Raw genomic sequence first — 19758 nt, 5'->3', positions numbered from 1 at the left:
CATTAAAAGGGCGGGAACTTAAAGATGGTTCCTGTCTTTTTTCTACATAAACAAATAGGGGAGGTGCTGTTTTTGGTTAATCATATAGTTGTTGTAGGCTCCGGTGTAATGGGACGAGGAATTGCCTATGTAGCAGCTCTGTCTAATTATGAGGTAACAGTTGTGGACAACAATCAAGTAGCCTTAGAACAAGCTAAGCAAGAAATCGAGGCTTTATTTGAAAAAGGTATTGAAAGAGAAAAACTAACTACTGAAATGGCAGAAAAATATTTATACAACCTTAGTTTTGAATTAGATCTTACTATAGCGGTGCAAGGAGCTGATTTAGTAATAGAAGCTGTTCCTGAGAAAGCTGCAATTAAGAGAACAGTGTTTGAGATAATAGAAGAACATGCTAAAGCAGAATGTTATTTTGCAACTAATACCTCTACTATGAGCCCAACAGAAATTGCATCCTTCGCTAAACGTCCTGATAAGACAATTGCTATGCACTTTTTTAATCCAGTACATAAAATGCCATTGGTAGAACTAGTGAGAGGGCTAGAAACTAGTGATGATACCGTGGAAATTATAAAAAAAGTTGCTAAGCAGATGGGCAAGGAAACGGTGGTAATTAGAGAGTTTCCAGGGTTTATTACTAGTCGAATAAGTGCACTGGTTGGTAATGAAGCATTCTATATGCTTCAGGAAGGCTTAGGTACTCCGGAAGAAATTGATAAAGCCATAAAATTAGGCTTGAATTATCCAATGGGACCTTTTGAACTCGGTGATCTTGTTGGATTAGATACTCGATTAAATAATTTAAAGTATTTACATGAAAAGCTTGGTGAAAAATATCGGCCAGCGCCTTTACTTGAACAATACGTTAAAGCTGGCCGGCTTGGAAGAAAGACGGGCAGGGGCGTTTATAGCTATACGGAAGAGGGAGAGTGAATTAAGAAATGAGAGAAGTTGTAATAGTAGATGCTGTACGCACTCCTATCGGTAGGTATAATGGATGTTTAAAAAGTATAAGGCCAGATGATTTAGCATCCTTTGTTATAAAGGGACTTATAGAAAGAAATAAAGGACTTCCAGTCGATCAAATAGAAGAAGTTATTTTAGGAAATGCCAACCAAGCTGGGGAGGATAATCGTAATGTAGCGAGGATGGCTTCGTTACTCTCAGGACTACCGTTAGAGGTTGGTGGCACTACAATTAATAGACTTTGTGGTTCAGGTTTAGATGCAATACTTTATGCAGCTCGAGCAATTGCAGTAGGAGATGGTGATATATATATTGCCGGCGGAACAGAAAGTATGACTCGTGCTCCTTACGTAATGGCTAAGCCTACGAAAGAATTTCCAAGAGGAGATATGGAGCTTGTAGATACAACGATTGGATGGCGATTTATAAATCCATTATTAAAAGAGTTGTACGGTACTGATTCTATGCTAAAGACTGCTGAGAATGTTGCTGTGAAGCACAGAATATCTAGGGAGGATCAAGATATCTTCTCCTTTGAAAGTCAACAAAGGGCTAAAAACGCGATGGAGGATAATCGTTTTTTAAATGAGATAATTCCTGTGAGGTTTACAAATCAGAAAGGAGAAGAAGTATTGGTTGTGGCCGACGAACACCCCCGACCAGAAACAAGCTTAGGAAAGTTAAAAAAATTAGCTCCTCTTTTTGAGGGTGGTACTGTGACAGCAGGAAATGCATCTGGTGTTAACGATGGTGCGGCTGGGTTACTTCTAATGAGTGCAGATAAAGCAAGGGAATTAGACTTAAAGCCTATTGCAAGATATGTTGCTGCTGCAACTATCGGTCTAGAACCAGCTCTCATGGGACTTGGACCCGTATTTGCAACAAGAAAGGCTTTGAAACGTGCAGGTTTAAAAATAGAGGATATCGGATTAATAGAATTGAATGAAGCATTTGCTTCTCAATCACTGGCATGTATAAGGGAACTAGGGCTAGATCCACAAATCGTTAATGTAAACGGAGGTGCAATTGCACTCGGACATCCCTTAGGTGCTAGTGGAGCAAGAATTGTGACCACACTTATTTACGAGATGAGAAAAAGAGAAACTAAATACGGCCTCGCTACGATGTGTGTAGGTGTAGGTCAGGGAATTTCAGCAATATTTGAAGGTATTCAGTAAGTCCGAATATAAATACAAGAACATCTCTATGTGCGTTTGACGTACCGTTTGTAAGAGATGTTTTTCTAATGCCTAAATAAACTAATGATTTTATTTTTATATTCACCCTAACAACCATTCGCACTATAAAATATGTAATATATTTCTAGATTAAATGCTTTAACAATAAAATTTGTTTAATCTATATGAGGTTTATAAATACAGAAAATTAAATTATTTTCAGGGAAATAATTAGTATATCCTTATAACAAAATAGTGAAATAATTTAGAATTCGTGATATATTTCTAGTAGGTAAATTAGAAAAGAGTGAATGAAAGTATGTCTAACACACAGTCAATGATCTTTACGATATATGGCGATTATATAAGACACTATGGCAATAAAATATGGATTGGTAGCCTTATTCGTCTTCTCAAGGAATTTGGACATAATGAACAATCAGTCCGGGTAGCGGTCTCTAGAATGATGAAACAGGGATGGTTAGAATCTGAGAAAGTAGGAAACAAAAGCTATTATTTTCTTACCAAACGAGGTAAATTAAGAATGGAAGAAGCTGCGAATCGAATCTTTAAGCTGATGCCCAATGAATGGGATGGTAAATGGCGCATATTAATGTATACAATTCCTGAAGAAAAAAGGCAGATACGTGATGAGCTTCGTAAGGAGTTGTTGTGGAGCGGATTTGGCAGCTTTTCAAATGGTTGTTGGATATCTCCTAATAATCTTGATAATGAAGTAGAATTTTTAATAGAGAAGTATGATATAAATGAATATGTTGATTTTTTTGTTTCAGAATATAAAGGTCCAAAAGAGAACAAGGCTTTGGTGGAAAAAAGCTGGCCACTCTTAGAAATAGAAGCAAGATATAAAGAGTTTATAACCATTTATAGCCAACAATATATAGTTCATCAAAGTATGATGAATGATAAGAAAATGTCATTAGCTGAATGTTTTGTAGAAAGAACTAGATTAGTTCATGAATATCGGAAGTTCCTATTTATTGATCCGGGTCTTCCAAAGGACCTGTTACCTGAAATATGGAGCGGTAATCATGCTGCACTTTTATTCGAGCAATATTATAAATTACTTGCACCTTCAGCAAGCGAATTTTTTGAAGAAGTTTTTCAAGCAGATAATGACCTTCAAAGAAAAGATGTAAAATATGATGCTAACTACCACCCACTTTTAAAGGAATAGTGCTTGGAAACCGAATCTTAATAGGTTCGGTTTCCGTTATTTATAAGATATGAGGAGGAGAATAATGAAAAAATGCTGTATTTTTGATATGGACGGAACGTTATTTCAGACAAACTTAATATTAGAGCCTGCATTAGAAAAAACTTTTAATATGTTAAGAGGGCAAGATTTATGGAACGAAGATACGCCTATAGAAAAGTACCGAGAAATTATGGGTGTTACACTTCCTACCGTTTGGAAAACTCTTTGCCCAAAGCATTCTAACGAAACTCGAGAAAAGAGTAATGAATATTTTCATAAACAACTAATCGCCTTGATCAAAAACAACGAGGGTGCACTCTATCCACATGCAGAAAAGCTTTTAATGACTTTAAGCAAGGACTACGAGGTGTTCATCGCTAGCAATGGACAGGAAGAATACTTGAAGGCAATAGTCGAAACATATGATCTGGAAAAGTATATTAAGAAAGTGTATAGTATACAAACTGTTGCATCCGGCCATAAATCGGAGCTAGTAGAAAGAGTATTGAAAGAAAATCAAATTACATCAGGATATGTAATTGGTGATCGCTCATCGGATATAAATGCAGCGAAAGATAATAACTTGATCGCAATTGGAGTTGAATTTGACTTCTCTCAGCCAGAGGAACTGGAAAAAGCAAACTATATTGTAAAGGATCTTAGAGAGGTTCTTGAATTTACTTTATAATTCCGAAGCTATGACTAATTAAAATACATAACGTTTGTTAGAAACTTTTTTAATAGTAGTTCGTAAATTAATTTAAAATATAAGGGCCTACGAAAGAAGGGTATTTTACATGAGTGAGCGATGGAAGCGTAAAAAAGAAAAGAGAGCAGAAAGAAAACGTCAACAAGAGAAATATACTTGGGCAGATGTTTTTGGGGACATTTTTTTCTGGATTCCTGAACTATTTTTTTTACCTTTTCGTTTATTGTTTTGGATACTGCGAGGTCTTGTTAGGGCATTAGGGAATCTTTTTGATGGAATATAACGGCGCACTAAAAGCAGGGGAAAAAAATCCCCTGCTTTTAGTTTTAACTCATAACTGACCTTGTTTTTTATGCAACTTTAATTGAAAATAATTTGATAACTAGTTATACCAAATTATTTTCAAATATTTCTCGGTAGTCATAGCCTTTTTGTACATAGGTGTCTATAGATAGCTGAATTAGCTCTATATCTTTGTCATTTAACTCTCTTACTACTTTTCCAGGCGAACCAACGATTAAAGAGCGTGGAGGGAATTTCTTGCCAGAAGGAACTAAGGTGTTTGCCCCTACAATACATTCTTCACCAATCTCGGAATGATCTAAAATAGTAGAGCCCATTCCTATAATAGATCGCTTACCAACCCTGCATCCATGGAGAATAACATTATGTCCGACAGTTACTTCATCTTCTATAATTACTGGCGCGTCTTCATACAAATGTATTGTCGAATTATCCTGTATGCTACATCGCTTACCAATAGTAATAGGTGCCTCGTCACCCCGTAATACGGCATTGAACCAAATAGTAGACTCATCTCCTATTCGTACATTTCCAATTATTTTAGCTCCTGGTGCAATCATGGCTGTACCACTTATACTTGGGGTGTGCCCTTTAAACGAAATAATCAAATAATTCACTCCTTTTTTAATTTTAGCAATTGTCATTCTACTAATTATAATATAACATATTTTAATAGGGGTGGATAAAAAATGATATACGTTTGTAAGATGTTAGATATTACTTTTCCTATTATTCAAGGCGGAATGGGGAACATAAGCAATGCACAGCTTTCATCTGCAGTGACTGAGGCAGGGGGATTAGGGACCATTGGATGTGGAACGATGTCTCCAAGTGAAGTAGAAGAAATAATTTTAGAAACAAAGAAAAGAACTTCGAAAAATTTTGCAGTCAATATTGCAATTAATGTTTCTCCTTATGTGGTTCAGCTTATTGAACTTGTTATAAAACATAAAATTCCTATTGTTACTCTTTCTGCCGGAAACCCTGCCCCTTATATACCTATATTGCATAAACACGGTATTTTAGTAATGGCCCTAGTAGCTTCTGTTAAACACGCACTTAAAGCAGAACAGGCAGGGGCAGATATTTTAATTGCTGAGGGATTTGAAGCAGCAGGTATTAATTCTAATTTAGAGCTGACTACTTTTACCTTGGTACCCCAAATAGTTAAACAAGTGAAATTACCTGTTATAGCAGCAGGGGGGATCGGGGATGGAAAGGGGTTAGCAGCAGCGATATCGCTTGGTGCAAGTGGAGTACAGCTTGGAACTAGATTGATTACAACAAAAGAAGCTCCATTTCATGAAAATTATAAAAAACGACTGCTTGAAGCTGGGGATGTAGATACAATACTGGTTGGTCGTAGTGTGGGGAGGATACGAAGAGTATTAAAAACTCCATATGCTAGTAAAATTATTGATCTTGAAAAACGTGGGATGACTATTCAGGATTATGAGAAAAGCATGACGGAGTCGCATCATAAACGGGGTGCAATAGAGGGAGACCTGGAAAACGGTTTTTTAAACAGTGGTCAAATCGCTGGTTTAATAGATAACATACCTTCCGTTGAAGAGCTGTTCAATAAAATGATACTAGAAGCAGAACATAAATGGCAAGAAGCATTAGAGGAACTTAAAATGCTAACAAGGGAAAGATAAAAAACGCCGACTATATGAAGTCGACGTTGTTAATTTCTCTGTTTAAAGGCCTCAAGTGTTTTTAGTTTATGATTCCTTGCATATTCCTCAATTTGCAAGCTGCTTGCATTGCACTCCATTAACTTAATAAGGTATGCATGCTCCTCGATTGACTGAGGTGTTCTCTTAGGGTAGAAGGTAAAACCTGCCTGTCTTACTATATCTAAACGTCCCCAAGTCTCTTCGATATTATTGATTAGTAATTGGTTTGGACAGAACGAGTAAATATGAAAATGGAATTCTCTATTTAGTGATCCTAGTTTGTCCAATTCATAGTTTTCAAGCATAGTTTGCATCTCAAGGTTTATTTCTTTTAATTTTGAAAGGCCATGAGCAGTGATATTGGTTGCACTAATTGAAGTAGCATAGCCCTCCAGTAATGCGAGTACCTCCAAAGATTCCTGATATAGTCGGTTATCGATTCCTTTTACTATTGCACCAACATTTGGCCTGAATTCAAGCAACTGTTCTGATTCCAGTTGATGGATTGCTTCCCTAACTGGGATATGACTAGAGCCGACCTCCTTTGCAATTTGGTTAATAACGATTCGTTGTCCTGGGGTGTAAGTACCATCTACAATTCTAGTTCTAATCACTTTGTATGCGTATTGACGTTTATTCATAATAGTTTCCATAATAAACGAATTGTATATCATTTGATATATGAAATCAATAAATAAAAAAGATATTTCAGATAATTATATAATCAGATAATATATAAAATTCAGATAAAATATTGTAATAATATATAAAATGATATATGATATTTGTAAATATTTAACGCAATTTCTCCTAAATAAGTTTAAAGAAAGGAGATTTATTTTTTAGTAAGTGTAAGCGCTTCCATTGAAGCTGTTTTCTTTTGAGTTAAACAACTTACAGAGAAGGTGAACAATTTGTTAAAAGGATTAGAGATTGGGAGGAAAGAAAAAATACAAATTACAGTTTCAGAGAGAATGTTTGCTGCTTTTGAAGGAGAGGTAGTCCATCCTGTCTATTCAACTGTTGCTATGACATATCATATGGAATGGGTATCGAGGAAAATCATTTTACCTTATTTAAATGCAAATGAGGAAGGAATGGGAGCAGCTGTAAAAATAAAGCATATTTCAGCTGCTCCATGCGGAAGCACTATTATTATAATGGCAACTGTTACAGAGCTTCGAGACAATAAGGTCATAACTAACGTGGTTGCAGAGAATGAAACAGGTACTGTTGGTCTTGGTGAGGTAACTCAAGTAATTTTGTTAAAAGATACGATAAAAACAAAGTGGAAAGAGGCTTCCACTTAAGGATACATTCTAAAGATTCCTAAGGAGGAACGGATTTAATGCTAGCTGAAAGCTTATCAATGACAAAAGAATTTGAGCTTTTCGATCGAATGGCTACCCATGAACAGGTTGTGTTTTGTAATGATCCTGCTACGGGCTTACGAGCAATTATTGCTATTCATAATACGGCACTTGGGCCGGCGCTCGGTGGTTGTCGTATGCAACCCTACAACAGTGTAGAGGAAGCATTAGAAGACGTTCTAAGACTTTCAAAGGGTATGACTTATAAATGTGCTGCAGCTGATGTAGACTTTGGCGGTGGAAAAGCAGTTATCATTGGTGATCCTAAAAAAGATAAATCACCTGAGTTGTTCCGTGCTTTTGGCCAATTTGTAAATTCACTTGGTGGACGTTTTTTTACAGGAACTGACATGGGAACTACTATGGAAGATTTTATCCATGCGATGAGAGAAACGAATTTCATAAATGGACTCCCCGAGGCTTATGGTGGTGGTGGTGATTCCTCGATACCTACAGCATCCGGAGTACTCTATGGATTAAAAGCAACTAATTTCACGCTTTTTGGAAACGAAGAACTCGGCACTAAAACTTATGCAATTCAAGGTTTAGGAAAAGTAGGCTATAAAGTTGCTATAAGCTTACTCGAGGAGGGCGCTAACATTTTTGTCTCTGACATAAATAATGAAAGTCTCCATGCTATTGAACTAGCTTCATCTGATTTAAAGGGAACATTGAAAATTGTACCTAATGAAGAAATTTACTCGGTTGACGCCGATATTTTTGTGCCGTGTGCATTAGGGGGCATTATTAATGATATGACCATTCCTAAGTTGCAAGTAAAGGCTATTGCAGGTTCAGCGAACAATCAATTGCTAGCAGATCGCCATGGCATAATGCTTAAAGAAAAAGGAATATTATATGCACCTGACTATATTGTAAATGCAGGTGGTCTTATTCAAGTTGCTGACGAGCTTTTTGGCATTAATCATGAACGTGTTCTAGCAAAAACGAAGCAAATATATCATACCTTATTAGAAGTATTTAAGGAGGCATCCCTTACCGGAAATACAACAGATGAAGCGGCAAATGCTATGTGTGAAAAGCGTATTGAGAATAGAAAAACTCGCAATAACTTTTATTCAGCACCACTTAAACCAAAGTGGAGTATCCGTAAATAAGTGATTGGAGGGAAGTTAAGTGAACCAAAATTATCCTATGAAGAAAATGATAGATGAAAAAGGCCATCTTCTGAATGAAAGCTTTAATGAGCAAATCGAGGAAGGTTTCGTAAAGGAACTTTATTTTCATATGCTCAGAATTCGAACTTTTGATCGAAAAGCAATTAACTTGCAAAGACAAGGCCGCTTAGGAACCTACGCTCCTTTCGAGGGGCAAGAGGCTTCACAGGTAGGAAGTGCACTTGCTTTAAAGGAAGAAGATTGGGTTTTTCCCACCTACCGTGATCATGGAGCAACTTTAACATTTGGTAAAAGTATGGCGAAAACATTCCTTTATTGGAATGGGAGATTGGAAGGGTGTGTATCACCTAAAACAAGGAATATTTTCCCTCCAGCAGTTCCGATTGCTACTCAGCTTCCTCACGCAGCAGGTGCTGCATGGGCAGAAAAGAGAAAGGGTACACAAAATATTGCTATTGTTTACTTTGGTGATGGGGCTACTTCCGAGGGTGATTTCCATGAAGGTTTGAACTTTGCTACTGTTTTTAAAGTACCTGCCATCTTCTTCAATCAAAATAACGGTTTTGCAATTTCTGTTCCTACTGAGAAACAAATGAATTCCGAAACTATTGCTCAAAAAGCAATGGCATATGGTATGCCCGGTGTTAGAGTTGATGGGAACGACTGCTTCGCCGTTTATTTTGAGACGCAAAAAGCAATTGAATATGCAAGGGCAGGTCATGGGCCTACTCTAATAGAGGCGGTGACTTGGAGAAAAGGGGCCCATACTACTGCAGATGATCCCTCTAAATACAGAAATGCTTCACAAGGAGAAAATATAGTAGATCCCATATATAGATTTGAGTTATTTATGAAGAACTATGACTATTGGAATGAAGAATGGATACAAGCAACTAAAGAGGAAATTAGCAACGAAATAGACGCTGCAATAGAAGAAATGGAAAACTTTCCGCCACCTAATGTTGAAGATGTGTTTAATCATGTATTTGCTGAAATGCCTGATCAATTAGTAGAACAAAAAGATGCATATCTTGCATATTTAGGGAGGCAATAATTTATGACGCAACTAAGACAAACCAGTGCTACTAAGGAAACAGCGAAACAGATGACATTAATTCAAGCTATAAACGATGGAATGAGAGTCCTTTTAGAAGAGGACGAACGGACAATTGTGCTTGGTGAGGATGTCGGGAAAAATGGAGGAGTTTTCCGTGCTACAGAGGGCCTACAAGAAATGTTTGGTGTTGATAGAGTAATAGACACACCACTTTCTGAGTCAGGAATAATAGGAGCTTCTATCGGCTTAGCTGTAAATGGTTTTAAACCTATAGCAGAAATTCAATTTTTAGGCTTTATTTATCCAGCATACGAGCAAATAATGACCCATGCTTCGAGAATTCGAATGAGATCTATGTCGCGTTTCACAGTTCCTATGGTAATCAGAGCACCTTATGGAGCTGGTATTCGTGCACCTGAAATCCATTCTGATAGCACAGAGATTTTATTTACTCATATGCCGGGAATCAAGGTTGTGTGCCCATCAAGTCCCTATGATGCAAAGGGCTTACTGATAGCAGCGATGGAAGATCCCGATCCAGTGCTTGTATTAGAACCAATGAAAAATTATCGCTCCATAAGAGAAGAAGTTCCTTTAAACAAATATAAGGTGGAAATTGGTAAAGCCAAGATTATACGTGAAGGGACAGATGTTACACTCATTGCATGGGGAGCAATGGTATCTGTTGCAAAAAAAGCTGCTGAGCTAGCAGACAAACAAGGAATACAATGTGAAATTATAGATCTCCTGACACTTTATCCAATAGACAGGAAAGCAATTGCCGATTCCGTACAAAAAACAACCAGAGCAGTAATCATTCATGAGGCTCATCCTACAGGTGGGTTAGGCAATGACATAGTGACCATTATAAATGATACCTCATTCCTTTATTTAAGAGCACCAATTGAGCGAATTACAGGTTTTGATGTACCGGTTCCTTTCTTTACTTTAGAAGATCATTATCTACCTACCCCTGCAAGAGTGCTTGAGGGGATTGAGAAAGTAATTCATTTTTAAGGAGGGAAATGAATGATTGATGTTAAGTTACATGATATTGGAGAGGGAATGACCGAAGGGGAAGTCATCCACTATTTAGTTAAAGTCGGAGACAAGGTGCAAACTGACCAGCCTCTTGTGGAAGTTCAAACTGATAAAATGGTCGCTGAACTTACTTCTCCCTGTACAGGTATAGTTAAAGAGATTCAAATTGCTGTGGGGGAGACGGTAAAAGTAGGAACAAGTCTTCTTTCCTTAGAAAGTGCCGGTGGAGATCATTCACAGAAAAGTCAGCCTGTAAAGGATTTAATTAAAGAAAACGGCAGCAGTAATCCTTCAAAAATAGAAGAGAACTCGGTTGAATTTACTTATAAGAGAGTACTTGCTACACCTTATACAAGGAAAATTGCCCGGGAACATAATATAAACCTAGAGGATATAATCCCTTCAGATCCTTCTGGAAGAATTACAGAGGAGGATGTTATTAGTTTCCTAGATAATACCAACAAGAAGATAGAACCAAAACAGCTTATAGCTGAAAAACTTAATGCTCCATCTCACTCAGAAGAAATTCCTTATAGAGGAATCAGAAAAAAAATTGCAGAAAATATGAAGAAATCACTCTTTACAATCCCACATGTAACCCATTTTGACGAAGTGAATATGACTAATCTATTAGAAATGAAAGAACAATTAAAAGCAGCGGGTAATTCTATAAGTGTTCCTGCTTTTCTCTTGAAAGCGCTTGTTATTTCATTAAAGGATTTTCCGATATTCAATGCCGAACTTGATGAAGAAAACAGTCGGATACTCCTCAAGAAAACCTATCATATTGGCCTAGCCACCAACACAGAAAATGGACTTATTGTTCCTGTACTCCATGATGCAGATAAAAAATCTCTCAAGCAAATAAATCACGAAATCAAAGACTTAACCCAAAAAGCTTTAGCTGGTTCTCTACATCTGTCAGCAATGCAAAATAGCACTATTACAATTAGTAATGTTGGACCTTTAGGTAGCATTGCAGCAACACCGATTATCAATTTTCCAGAGACTGCGTTAATTGCTTTTCATAAAACCAAAAAGCGACCTATTGTTAATGAAAATGATGAGATTGTTATAGGGCATATTATGACGCTATCGATGTCATTCGATCATCGTGTTGCAGATGGTGCAACAGCTATTGCTTTCTCTAATCGTTTTTCAAGTTTAATAGAAAATCCACATAAACTGATTTTGGAGATGATATAGATGGTAGTAGGAGAAATTAGCCATCAAAGAAATCTTATCATTATTGGAGGTGGTCCAGGGGGCTATAGTGCGGCAATTCGTGGAGCTCAACTTGGTCTTTCCGTGACACTGATAGAGCAAAAAGAGATAGGTGGAGTTTGTTTAAACGAAGGATGCATACCGTCTAAGGTTTATACCTATGTTGGGTTGAGGCGGACTGAAGCTGAACAGTTAGCGATGTTTGGGGTCGATACTATCGTTAATGAAATAGACCTATACAAGCTAATGGAATACCAAACCAAAGTAATAGGTCAGCTGAAAACAGGTGTAGAAAGACTTTGTCAAGCCAATAAAGTGGAGATAATTCAAGGCAAAGCCTCCTTCATAGGGAAAAACAAAATTGGAGTAGAAAACAGACTTCAATTTGATATTTATGAATTCGACAAAATAATTATTGCTACAGGAAGTAAAAATATCTTACCGGATTACGTTAAGTCTAAAGAAAATCGGATTTTGTACCCCTTCGAACTTTTTCAACTTAAAAAGCTACCAGAGCAGTTGATCATAGATGGCCAAGATTATATAGCTCTTGAAGCAGCATCAAGCTTTGCAGCATTAGGCTCTGAGGTAACTTTGTTAATAGAAACTAATACTGGAATGCCTTTTGATGAGGATATTAATAAAGAACTATTAAGGATATTTAAAAAAAGAAAGATAAAAGTGATAGCTAAAAAAGAAATTCTTACGATTAAGGAAAATGTAAATGGTATCTCTATTAACCTACTAACCGATCAACAAAAGGAAGTGATTGTAGAGGGATCCTATTTTGTAGTTCCAGAGACAAGAAAACCAAAACTGGAGGAACTGGGAATTTTACGCCTAGGTATGAAATTAAGTTTAAATGGATTTATCCAAATAAACAATTATATGGAAACCTCCATCTCAAACGTTTATGCAATAGGAGATGTAACGGAAGGTCCGATGCTTGCTTGGAAGGCTATCAAACAAGGAAAAGCAGTAGTTTCTTCGATCGTGGGAGAAAAACCCGAGGTCGATTTAACAATAGTACCTAACTGTGCTCATACTGTTCCTCCAGTAGCATCAATTGGTTTAACAGAGCATCAGGCCCTAAAATTAGGTCTATCTATACGAGTAAGCAAGTTTCCGCTTGCTAGTAATGGATATTCTACAATAACCGGAAAAAAAGATGGATTTATTAAAGTTATTTCTAATAATACAAATGATTTGATAGAAGGAATTCATATGATTGGTGAGGGAGCATTGGAAATGTCCGGATCCTTCTTGCAACTTTTAGAGATGTCGGCTAAAGAGGAAGATATTAAATTTCCTAACTACACACACCCTGGGTTCAATGAGGCACTTCTTGAGTCTGTGGAGGGATTGCTTGGACAAGCGATTCATCTCTCACCTCTAAAAAAAGAAGCTACCATTAGTTAACGGCTTTTCTTACAGTATAAATTTACTGTGGTATTTTATATTTCATTTAATAACAAAAAAGAATTGGAGGGAAAAGAAATGAAGAATAGCTGGAAAGGGTTTTCAGCATTGTTGTTGAGTTCAACTTTATTGTTTGCTGCCTGTGGAGACTCAGGAGAAGATGCTTCTGCCTCAAAGACATACAAAATCGGTGTAACACAAATTGTGGAACATCCTTCATTAAATGCAGCTTATGATGGCTTTAAAAAGGCTTTAGAGGATGCAGGTATTGAAGCAGAATATGATTATCAAATAGCACAAGGAGATAACAGTAATAACACCACCATTGCTTCGAACCTAGTTAGCTCCAATGTAGACCTTATATTTGCTAACTCAACTGGCAGTGCCCAAGCAGCGCTGAGTGCTACTCAAGATATTCCAATCGTGTTCACTTCTGTTACAGATGCAGTTGGTGCAGAACTGGTAGACTCGATGGAGAAGCCAGGAGGTAACGTTACAGGCACGATAGATGCTCATCCAGATGCTATATCCAATACGATGAAATTTTTGAAAGAAGAGCTTGGAGCAAAAAAGGTTGGAATGGTGTTTAACTCAGGAGAACAAAACTCACGCTCCCAGGTGGATTCTGTTAAGGAACTATTGCAAGACATGGATATGACTGTTGTAGAAGCCTCTGTAGCTACAACTGCTGATGTTAAACAAGCAACTGAATCACTCCTAGGAAAAGTAGATTCTATGTATATTATTACTGATAACACTGTAGTTTCTGCATTAGAATCCGTAATCTCAGTGGCAAATGACAATAAAATTCCTGTTATGGTAGGAGAATTTGACTCTGTGAAGCGTGGCGGACTAGGGGCTTATGGCTTCGAATATTTCGATATAGGTTATGAGGCGGGGCAGATGGCAGTCAAAATATTAAAGGGCGAAAGCAAACCTGCAGATATACCTGTACAGGTGCCACAAAAGCTTAAACTAATCATGAACAAGGAATCAGCAGATACTATTGGTGTTGAGATAAAAGACGAATGGAAAGCTGAATTGAGCGAATAACTAGGGGGTGATTCTTTATGTTTTCAGCAATATTCGGCTCAATGGAACAAGGAATCATATACGCGATTATGGCACTTGGAGTGTATATTTCATTCAGAGTGCTAGATTTTCCGGATTTAACGGTCGATGGTAGCTTTGTAACTGGAGCTGGCACTGCAGCAACAATGATTATTTTTGGTTATCATCCTATTTTGGCAACAGCTATGGCAATTGTAGTCGGTTTTATAGCAGGTTGTATGACAGGTATATTGCATACAAAAGGTAAAATAAATCCGCTTCTATCCGGAATATTAATGATGATTGCACTTTATTCGATAAATTTAAGAATTATGGGTCTAACCTCTGAAAGTTCTATAGGCCGGCCTAATATTCCGTTGTTAAATGCTGAGACTCTCTTCATTCAGTTTCAATCATTTTGGAGTAATCTCGGAATCGATTATGCATTTACAAGCTTCTTTCAATTGTTTGGTATTGAGAGGTTGCCATCCACCTGGGGCACTTTATTTCTAATGCTGATTGCAGTGGCGTGTATAAAATTTATCGTGGATTGGTTCTTAAGAACCGAAATTGGATTAGCTATAAGAGCAACAGGTGACAATAAAAAAATGATTCGTAGCCTGTCTGCAAATACCGACACTTTAATAATAGTAGGACTTGGTTTTTCAAATGCTCTTGTAGCTTTTTCGGGTGCATTAATAGCCCAATACGCTAAATATGCCGATATAGGCATGGGTATAGGTATGATTGTAATTGGTCTTGCCTCTGTTATTATTGGAGAAGCCATTTTTGGAACAAAAACTATCGTCCGTACAACCTTTGCGGTAATAGCAGGAGCAATTATTTATCGAATAGTACTTGGATTAGCACTTCGAGTAAATTTTCTAGATACAGGTGATATGAAGCTTATAACGGCAGTAATCGTCATAGGTGCTTTAATATTACCTCAGTTGCTTGAGAAAAAGAGAGAGAAAAATAGAAAGGCAAGGCGGCATTCTGAAAGATTAAAAGAGAACCAATCAATGATAAGGAAGGAGGGGGCTCCCATTGTTAAAGCTCAATCAGATTAATAAGCTTTTTAATGAAGCAACTCCAGATGAGAAGGTAGCATTAGACCAAATCAATCTTGAACTGCATCCCGGTGACTTTATGACAGTGATTGGCAGTAATGGAGCAGGCAAATCAACTATGCTCAACATGATTTCGGGAGCCCTGACTCCAGATTTTGGTGTGGTAGAGATTGCTCACAAGGATATAACGAAAATGCCCGAATATAAACGTTCTCAAATGATTGGAAGGGTCTTTCAGGATCCAATGGCAGGGACTGCGCCGACGATGACAATTGAGGAAAATCTCGCAATGGCTTATTCGAGAAACAAAAAAAGAAGTTTCAAAATTGGCGTCGATAAGAAAAGACGGGAATTTTTTCGATCTTCCCTTGAAACTCTACACCTTAATCTTGAAAATAGATTAAATGCAAAAGTTGGATTGTTATCTGGAGGAGAAAGGCAGGCACTTTCTTTGTTGATGGCTACCTTTACGAAACCCTCAATCTTGCTTTTGGATGAACATACAGCTGCATTAGATCCGTCCAGAGCGGAACTAATAACAAGCTTGACAAAGCAGCTGGTGGAGAAGGATAAATTGACAACACTAATGATTACCCACAATATGCAACAGGCTTTAGATTTAGGTAATCGACTAATTATGATGGATAAAGGCCAAATCATCTTAGAGGTGGATGATGAGGAAAAAAGAAATTTAACGATAACCAAACTAATGGAAGAATTCCAGCGAATTCGAGGAGAGAAGTTAACGAGCGACAAAGCTTTGTTATCCATCTAGGGGGGCGAGGCAGATGTGTCTAGCAAATATTAAGCATCAATATGTTAACGAACTAATAACGGTGAAAGCTAACCCACTTACTAATTCGTATTATTTAAATGATAAAAGTTATGATATCAATACTTTTCCTGTTGGTTCCCCCGTTAGTGGAACTGTATATGGAACCTTGCTTAACTACCAAGAAGATTTGTTGCAAATGGAGGAGAAGTTTCTTCAAAAGCCATATGATGCTCCTCCCAATGCACCAATTCTATATATAAAGCCAGCAAATACAATCAGTTACAATGGTGCACCTATTTTAATGCCAAAAGGAATCAAAACTCTAGAAATTGGTGCATCCTTAGGGGTAGTTATTGGTAAGAGGGCATTGGCTATAAAAGAAGGAGAAGCTTTTAACTATATAGCTGGGTACACAATAGTGAATGATGTCAGCATTCCTCACGAGAGTTTTTTTCGTCCAGCAGTCCCTTACAAAGCAAGGGATGGTTTTTGTCCGATTGGCCCATGGATAGTAGAGGCAAAAGAGATAAAAGACCCCAATCGACTTACTATTAAGATTTTCGTTAACGAGGAGCTAAAACTAGTAAAGCACAACTATACATTAGTTCGTCCGGTTGCAAAATTGTTAGCTGATATCACCGAATTTATGACATTAGACATCGGTGACACTTTGCTTGTAGGAATCTCCACCAATTCTCCCCAAGTGACGATTGGAGATAAGGTGAGAATTCAAATAGATCAAATAGGATTTTTAGAAAATTATATCGTGGAAGAAGAAAAGGGGTGGCTGCCATAAAAAAAGCGCGTGTTGCATATGGTGGAGCTATTCATTACGCAATAGAATGTGGCGCTCATATGAAGCTGGAGGATGGCAGAGTTGTCCGGCAGGATGAAGTGACGTGGCTGACGCCTATTATTCCAAGAACTTCTTTTGCATTAGGTCTAAACTATGCTGACCATGCTACAGAATTGGCATTTGATGCACCTTCTGAGCCTCTGATCTTTTTAAAGGGACCGAATACGTTTGTTGGTCACAATGGATACACCTGTCGACCGTCCGATGTTTCGTACATGCATTACGAATGTGAGCTTGCTGTTGTTATCGGTAAGAAGGCCAAAAATATAAAAAAAGTAGACGCGTACCAATATGTCAAAGGATATAGTATCGCAAACGACTATGCGATAAGGGATTATTTAGAGAATTATTATCGGCCAAATTTACGAGTTAAAAATCGAGATGCTTGCACTCCTCTTGGACCTTGGTTAGTGGATGCTATGGAAATAAAAGATCCTATGAATCTCCAAATATATACGTATGTAAATGATAAACTTGTCCAGAAAGGTTCTACAAAAGATATGATTTTTGATATTCCCTCACTTATAGAATATTTAAGCAGTTTTATGACATTGAATGAAAATGACGTCATTCTAACGGGCACACCAAAAGGATCGGTGGACACTAAAGTGGGGGATGTAGTTGTAACCGAAATTGAAGGAATTGGTCGCTTAACTAATACAATAATTGCAGACGAAGTTTTCATAAAGCGATAAATTATTGGAGGGATTTACTTGCCTCATTTTATTGTAGAGTACACAGATAATTTGAAGGAAGACATAAAAGTGCCTCAACTATTAGAGGAAGTTCATCGAATACTTTTATCTAGAAAAAACGTTTTTCCAATTGGAGGAATCCGTTCTAGAGCAATCGAGCTAAAGGATTATCGAGTTGCTGATGGAACAGAGGATGATGCTTTCTTACATGCCACATTAAAGATTGCTGCGGGTAGATCAGAAGAAATAAAGGCAGAGGTTTGTGAAGCTATATTTGAAGTTATTAAAGGTCATTTTGAGGTTGCAATGAATAAAAGATATCTAGCACTTTCTATGGAACTAGTTGAATTTAGTGATTTAGGAACATATAAACAAAATAATATTCATAGTCGTTTTTGATAAAAGGATAGTTAAAATCATATATTATTTCATATATTTTTATTTATTTTGTTCAGAAAATTCAAATTAAGGTGGTAATAATTATGGGTGCTAGAACAGGAAAGGAATATATTCAAGGTATTAAGGATCGTCAAACAGAAGTATGGATACACGGAGATAAAGTGGATGACGTGACTTCTCATCCAGCATTTAAAAATGTAGTAGAAAGTGTTGCTGGTTTGTATGATCTTCAACATGAAAAACAAGAAAAAATGTTATATACATCACCAACCACCGGAGATAAAGTGGGGCTTTCCTTTATTGCTCCAAAGACAAAGGAAGATTTGTTTAAAAGAAGAGAAATGCACAGTGAATGGGCAGCCTTCTCGGGAGGTATGATGGGACGCTCGCCTGATTATTTGAATACAAGCATCATGGCATTTGGAACTGCAAGTGAGTTTTTTGCACAAGAAGGTGGAGGAAGCAAACAGTTTGCAAAGAATGCCGAAGATTACTACGAATATGCGAGAGAAAATGATATCAGCCTTACTCATACTCTTATTCACCCGCAGGTAAACCGTTCTATGCTAACCCAATCAGAGCAAAAGGACCCTTTCTTGTCAGCGCGGATTACTAAAAAGACAGCGGATGGGATTATCGTGAACGGCTGCCGACTTTTAGCTACCTTAGGAGGAATTACAGATGAGCTGGTCGTCTTTCCATCCACTATAAATAGAACTCCAGGAACTGTGGACGATCCCTTTGCCTTTGCTTTTGCCATTCCGAATAATACGCCTGGTTTAAAATTTCTCTCTCGTGAATCCTTTGATTATGGTAAGAGTAAATGGGATCATCCACTAGGTTCCAGATTTGATGAAAGCGATGCAATCATTTCTTTTGAGGATGTGTTAGTTCCTTGGGAAAGAGTTTTTGTTTGCGAGAGTACGGATATTTGCAATCGAACTTATGCAGAAACGAATGCTGTTATTCACATGACTCACCAAGTAATTTCGAAAAACGTAGTGAAAACTGAATTTATTCTTGGTGTTGTTATAAGTATGATGGAGGCTATCGGAATAGATAAGTTTATGCATGTAAAGGAAAAGGCAAGTGAAATCATGGTGATACTTGAAGTTATGCGATCTCATCTATACCGTGCAGAGCATAACGCCAAGATAGACCAATATGGCAATATGACTCCAGATTTTGAACCTTTAAATGCAGCACGTAACTGGTTCCCTAAAATGTATCAGAGAATGAATGAAATTATCAAAATTTTGGGTGCCTCTGGATTGATGGCGCTTCCTACCGAAGATGACTTTAGCAATGGGGAAGTGGGTCCTTTAGTGCATCGCTACACACAAGGGGCTAACATGAATGGGGAAGAACGTGTACAGCTGTTCCGTTTAGCTTGGGATATATCTATCAGTGCATTTGGAAATCGTCAAGCACTGTACGAATATTATTTCTTTGGTGATCCAGTACGAATGTCCAACGCGTATTATGATAGCTTCAATAAACAACCATATAAGGATATGGTAACAAGCTTTTTAAATAGAACCAAAACAGAAGCAGGCATACTTTTATAGCCTGATTTAAGAAAGGAGAGTTTCTTTTCCATGCAGCAACT

Annotated in this window: 21 protein-coding genes; 19 read left to right on the top strand and 2 right to left on the bottom strand. The window is 37.4% G+C overall.

Annotated elements, in window-relative coordinates; genetic code table 11:
- The first annotated feature begins 72 nt into the window (after positions 1–72).
- The 5 genes from H9650_RS10655 (at position 73) to H9650_RS10635 (ending at position 4355) form a co-directional block, all read left to right on the top strand.
- Positions 73–933 carry a 3-hydroxyacyl-CoA dehydrogenase gene (locus tag H9650_RS10655; protein ID WP_191697166.1) on the top strand — a complete coding sequence of 287 codons (861 nt, stop codon included), beginning with the start codon at positions 73–75 and terminating at the stop codon, positions 931–933.
- 8 nt (positions 934–941) lie between these two features.
- On the top strand, positions 942–2144 hold the full coding sequence (locus H9650_RS10650; RefSeq protein WP_191697165.1) for an acetyl-CoA C-acyltransferase: 1203 nt from the start codon (positions 942–944) through the stop codon (positions 2142–2144).
- A gap of 319 nt (positions 2145–2463) precedes the next feature.
- Entirely contained in the window at positions 2464–3342 is an 879-nt protein-coding gene (gene paaX / locus H9650_RS10645; RefSeq protein WP_191697164.1) for a phenylacetic acid degradation operon negative regulatory protein PaaX, read from the top strand.
- Positions 3343–3406: 64 nt separating this feature from the next.
- Positions 3407–4051, top strand: coding sequence for an NIF family HAD-type phosphatase (locus tag H9650_RS10640; protein ID WP_191697163.1), 645 nt, complete (start codon positions 3407–3409; stop codon positions 4049–4051).
- A gap of 109 nt (positions 4052–4160) precedes the next feature.
- Positions 4161–4355, top strand: a complete 195-nt coding sequence (locus tag H9650_RS10635) for a hypothetical protein (protein ID WP_191697162.1) — start codon at positions 4161–4163, stop codon at positions 4353–4355.
- Positions 4356–4458: 103 nt separating this feature from the next.
- On the opposite strand, the gene H9650_RS10630 is transcribed toward H9650_RS10635, so the two are convergent.
- Entirely contained in the window at positions 4459–4935 is a 477-nt protein-coding gene (locus tag H9650_RS10630; RefSeq protein WP_225216031.1) for a gamma carbonic anhydrase family protein, read from the bottom strand.
- Between the two features lie 129 nt (positions 4936–5064).
- Between H9650_RS10630 and H9650_RS10625 the strand changes: the two genes are divergently transcribed.
- A complete protein-coding gene (locus H9650_RS10625) occupies positions 5065–6033 on the top strand; it encodes an NAD(P)H-dependent flavin oxidoreductase (RefSeq protein WP_144536227.1) in 969 nt (322 codons plus the stop codon).
- 29 nt (positions 6034–6062) lie between these two features.
- On the opposite strand, the gene H9650_RS10620 is transcribed toward H9650_RS10625, so the two are convergent.
- Entirely contained in the window at positions 6063–6695 is a 633-nt protein-coding gene (locus H9650_RS10620; RefSeq protein ID WP_225216017.1) for a GntR family transcriptional regulator, read from the bottom strand.
- 273 nt (positions 6696–6968) lie between these two features.
- Between H9650_RS10620 and H9650_RS10615 the strand changes: the two genes are divergently transcribed.
- The 13 genes from H9650_RS10615 (at position 6969) to hpaB (ending at position 19717) form a co-directional block, all read left to right on the top strand.
- Positions 6969–7364, top strand: a complete 396-nt coding sequence (locus H9650_RS10615; RefSeq protein ID WP_144536231.1) for a thioesterase family protein — start codon at positions 6969–6971, stop codon at positions 7362–7364.
- Between the two features lie 38 nt (positions 7365–7402).
- Entirely contained in the window at positions 7403–8542 is a 1140-nt protein-coding gene (locus tag H9650_RS10610; protein ID WP_318245404.1) for a Leu/Phe/Val dehydrogenase, read from the top strand.
- Positions 8543–8561: 19 nt separating this feature from the next.
- Positions 8562–9617, top strand: coding sequence for a pyruvate dehydrogenase (acetyl-transferring) E1 component subunit alpha (gene pdhA, locus H9650_RS10605; RefSeq protein WP_191697161.1), 1056 nt, complete (start codon positions 8562–8564; stop codon positions 9615–9617).
- A gap of 3 nt (positions 9618–9620) precedes the next feature.
- Positions 9621–10637, top strand: a complete 1017-nt coding sequence (locus tag H9650_RS10600) for an alpha-ketoacid dehydrogenase subunit beta (RefSeq protein ID WP_191697160.1) — start codon at positions 9621–9623, stop codon at positions 10635–10637.
- A gap of 12 nt (positions 10638–10649) precedes the next feature.
- Positions 10650–11867, top strand: a complete 1218-nt coding sequence (locus H9650_RS10595; RefSeq protein ID WP_191697159.1) for a dihydrolipoamide acetyltransferase family protein — start codon at positions 10650–10652, stop codon at positions 11865–11867.
- Positions 11868–13304 carry a dihydrolipoyl dehydrogenase family protein gene (locus H9650_RS10590; protein ID WP_191697158.1) on the top strand — a complete coding sequence of 479 codons (1437 nt, stop codon included), beginning with the start codon at positions 11868–11870 and terminating at the stop codon, positions 13302–13304. It begins immediately after the preceding gene.
- Between the two features lie 78 nt (positions 13305–13382).
- The gene (locus tag H9650_RS10585; protein ID WP_191697157.1) at positions 13383–14357 is read left to right on the top strand and encodes an ABC transporter substrate-binding protein; all 975 of its coding nucleotides are present in this window, start codon (positions 13383–13385) and stop codon (positions 14355–14357) included.
- A 17-nt stretch (positions 14358–14374) separates the two neighbouring features.
- The gene (locus H9650_RS10580) at positions 14375–15424 is read left to right on the top strand and encodes an ABC transporter permease (protein WP_191697156.1); all 1050 of its coding nucleotides are present in this window, start codon (positions 14375–14377) and stop codon (positions 15422–15424) included.
- Entirely contained in the window at positions 15402–16199 is a 798-nt protein-coding gene (locus H9650_RS10575; protein WP_191697155.1) for an ABC transporter ATP-binding protein, read from the top strand. The genes H9650_RS10580 and H9650_RS10575 overlap by 23 nt, the downstream gene beginning before the upstream one ends.
- 13 nt (positions 16200–16212) lie before the next feature.
- Complete coding sequence (locus H9650_RS10570) at positions 16213–16995, top strand: fumarylacetoacetate hydrolase family protein (protein WP_191697154.1); 783 nt, start codon at positions 16213–16215, stop codon at positions 16993–16995.
- Positions 16992–17750, top strand: coding sequence for a fumarylacetoacetate hydrolase family protein (locus H9650_RS10565; protein WP_191697211.1), 759 nt, complete (start codon positions 16992–16994; stop codon positions 17748–17750). Before H9650_RS10570 ends, H9650_RS10565 begins: the two co-directional genes overlap by 4 nt.
- Positions 17751–17768: 18 nt before the next feature.
- Positions 17769–18149, top strand: a complete 381-nt coding sequence (locus tag H9650_RS10560; protein ID WP_191697153.1) for a 5-carboxymethyl-2-hydroxymuconate Delta-isomerase — start codon at positions 17769–17771, stop codon at positions 18147–18149.
- Between the two features lie 83 nt (positions 18150–18232).
- Complete coding sequence (gene hpaB, locus H9650_RS10555; protein WP_191697152.1) at positions 18233–19717, top strand: 4-hydroxyphenylacetate 3-monooxygenase, oxygenase component; 1485 nt, start codon at positions 18233–18235, stop codon at positions 19715–19717.
- The last annotated feature ends 41 nt before the right edge of the window (positions 19718–19758 follow it).

It is taken from the genome of Psychrobacillus faecigallinarum, from assembly GCF_014836595.1.
GTDB classification, from domain to species: domain Bacteria; phylum Bacillota; class Bacilli; order Bacillales_A; family Planococcaceae; genus Psychrobacillus; species Psychrobacillus faecigallinarum.
Note: the sequence above shows the minus strand (reverse complement) of the source record. Positions and strands in the feature narration are given on the sequence as shown.

What these genes read in the sequence shown, in the direction of transcription:
- H9650_RS10570 (WP_191697154.1), top strand. Translation starts at nt 16,213, where the DNA reads ATGTGTCTAGCAAATATTAAGCATCAATATGTTAACGAACTAATAACG.
- H9650_RS10610 (WP_318245404.1), top strand. Translation starts at nt 7,403, where the DNA reads ATGCTAGCTGAAAGCTTATCAATGACAAAAGAATTTGAGCTTTTCGAT.
- paaX (WP_191697164.1), top strand. Translation starts at nt 2,464, where the DNA reads ATGTCTAACACACAGTCAATGATCTTTACGATATATGGCGATTATATA.
- H9650_RS10620 (WP_225216017.1), bottom strand. Translation starts at nt 6,695, where the DNA reads ATGAATAAACGTCAATACGCATACAAAGTGATTAGAACTAGAATTGTA.
- H9650_RS10595 (WP_191697159.1), top strand. Translation starts at nt 10,650, where the DNA reads ATGATTGATGTTAAGTTACATGATATTGGAGAGGGAATGACCGAAGGG.
- H9650_RS10625 (WP_144536227.1), top strand. Translation starts at nt 5,065, where the DNA reads ATGATATACGTTTGTAAGATGTTAGATATTACTTTTCCTATTATTCAA.
- H9650_RS10585 (WP_191697157.1), top strand. Translation starts at nt 13,383, where the DNA reads ATGAAGAATAGCTGGAAAGGGTTTTCAGCATTGTTGTTGAGTTCAACT.
- H9650_RS10640 (WP_191697163.1), top strand. Translation starts at nt 3,407, where the DNA reads ATGAAAAAATGCTGTATTTTTGATATGGACGGAACGTTATTTCAGACA.
- hpaB (WP_191697152.1), top strand. Translation starts at nt 18,233, where the DNA reads ATGGGTGCTAGAACAGGAAAGGAATATATTCAAGGTATTAAGGATCGT.
- H9650_RS10635 (WP_191697162.1), top strand. Translation starts at nt 4,161, where the DNA reads ATGAGTGAGCGATGGAAGCGTAAAAAAGAAAAGAGAGCAGAAAGAAAA.
- H9650_RS10650 (WP_191697165.1), top strand. Translation starts at nt 942, where the DNA reads ATGAGAGAAGTTGTAATAGTAGATGCTGTACGCACTCCTATCGGTAGG.
- H9650_RS10600 (WP_191697160.1), top strand. Translation starts at nt 9,621, where the DNA reads ATGACGCAACTAAGACAAACCAGTGCTACTAAGGAAACAGCGAAACAG.
- H9650_RS10630 (WP_225216031.1), bottom strand. Translation starts at nt 4,935, where the DNA reads ATGATTGCACCAGGAGCTAAAATAATTGGAAATGTACGAATAGGAGAT.
- H9650_RS10580 (WP_191697156.1), top strand. Translation starts at nt 14,375, where the DNA reads ATGTTTTCAGCAATATTCGGCTCAATGGAACAAGGAATCATATACGCG.
- H9650_RS10590 (WP_191697158.1), top strand. Translation starts at nt 11,868, where the DNA reads ATGGTAGTAGGAGAAATTAGCCATCAAAGAAATCTTATCATTATTGGA.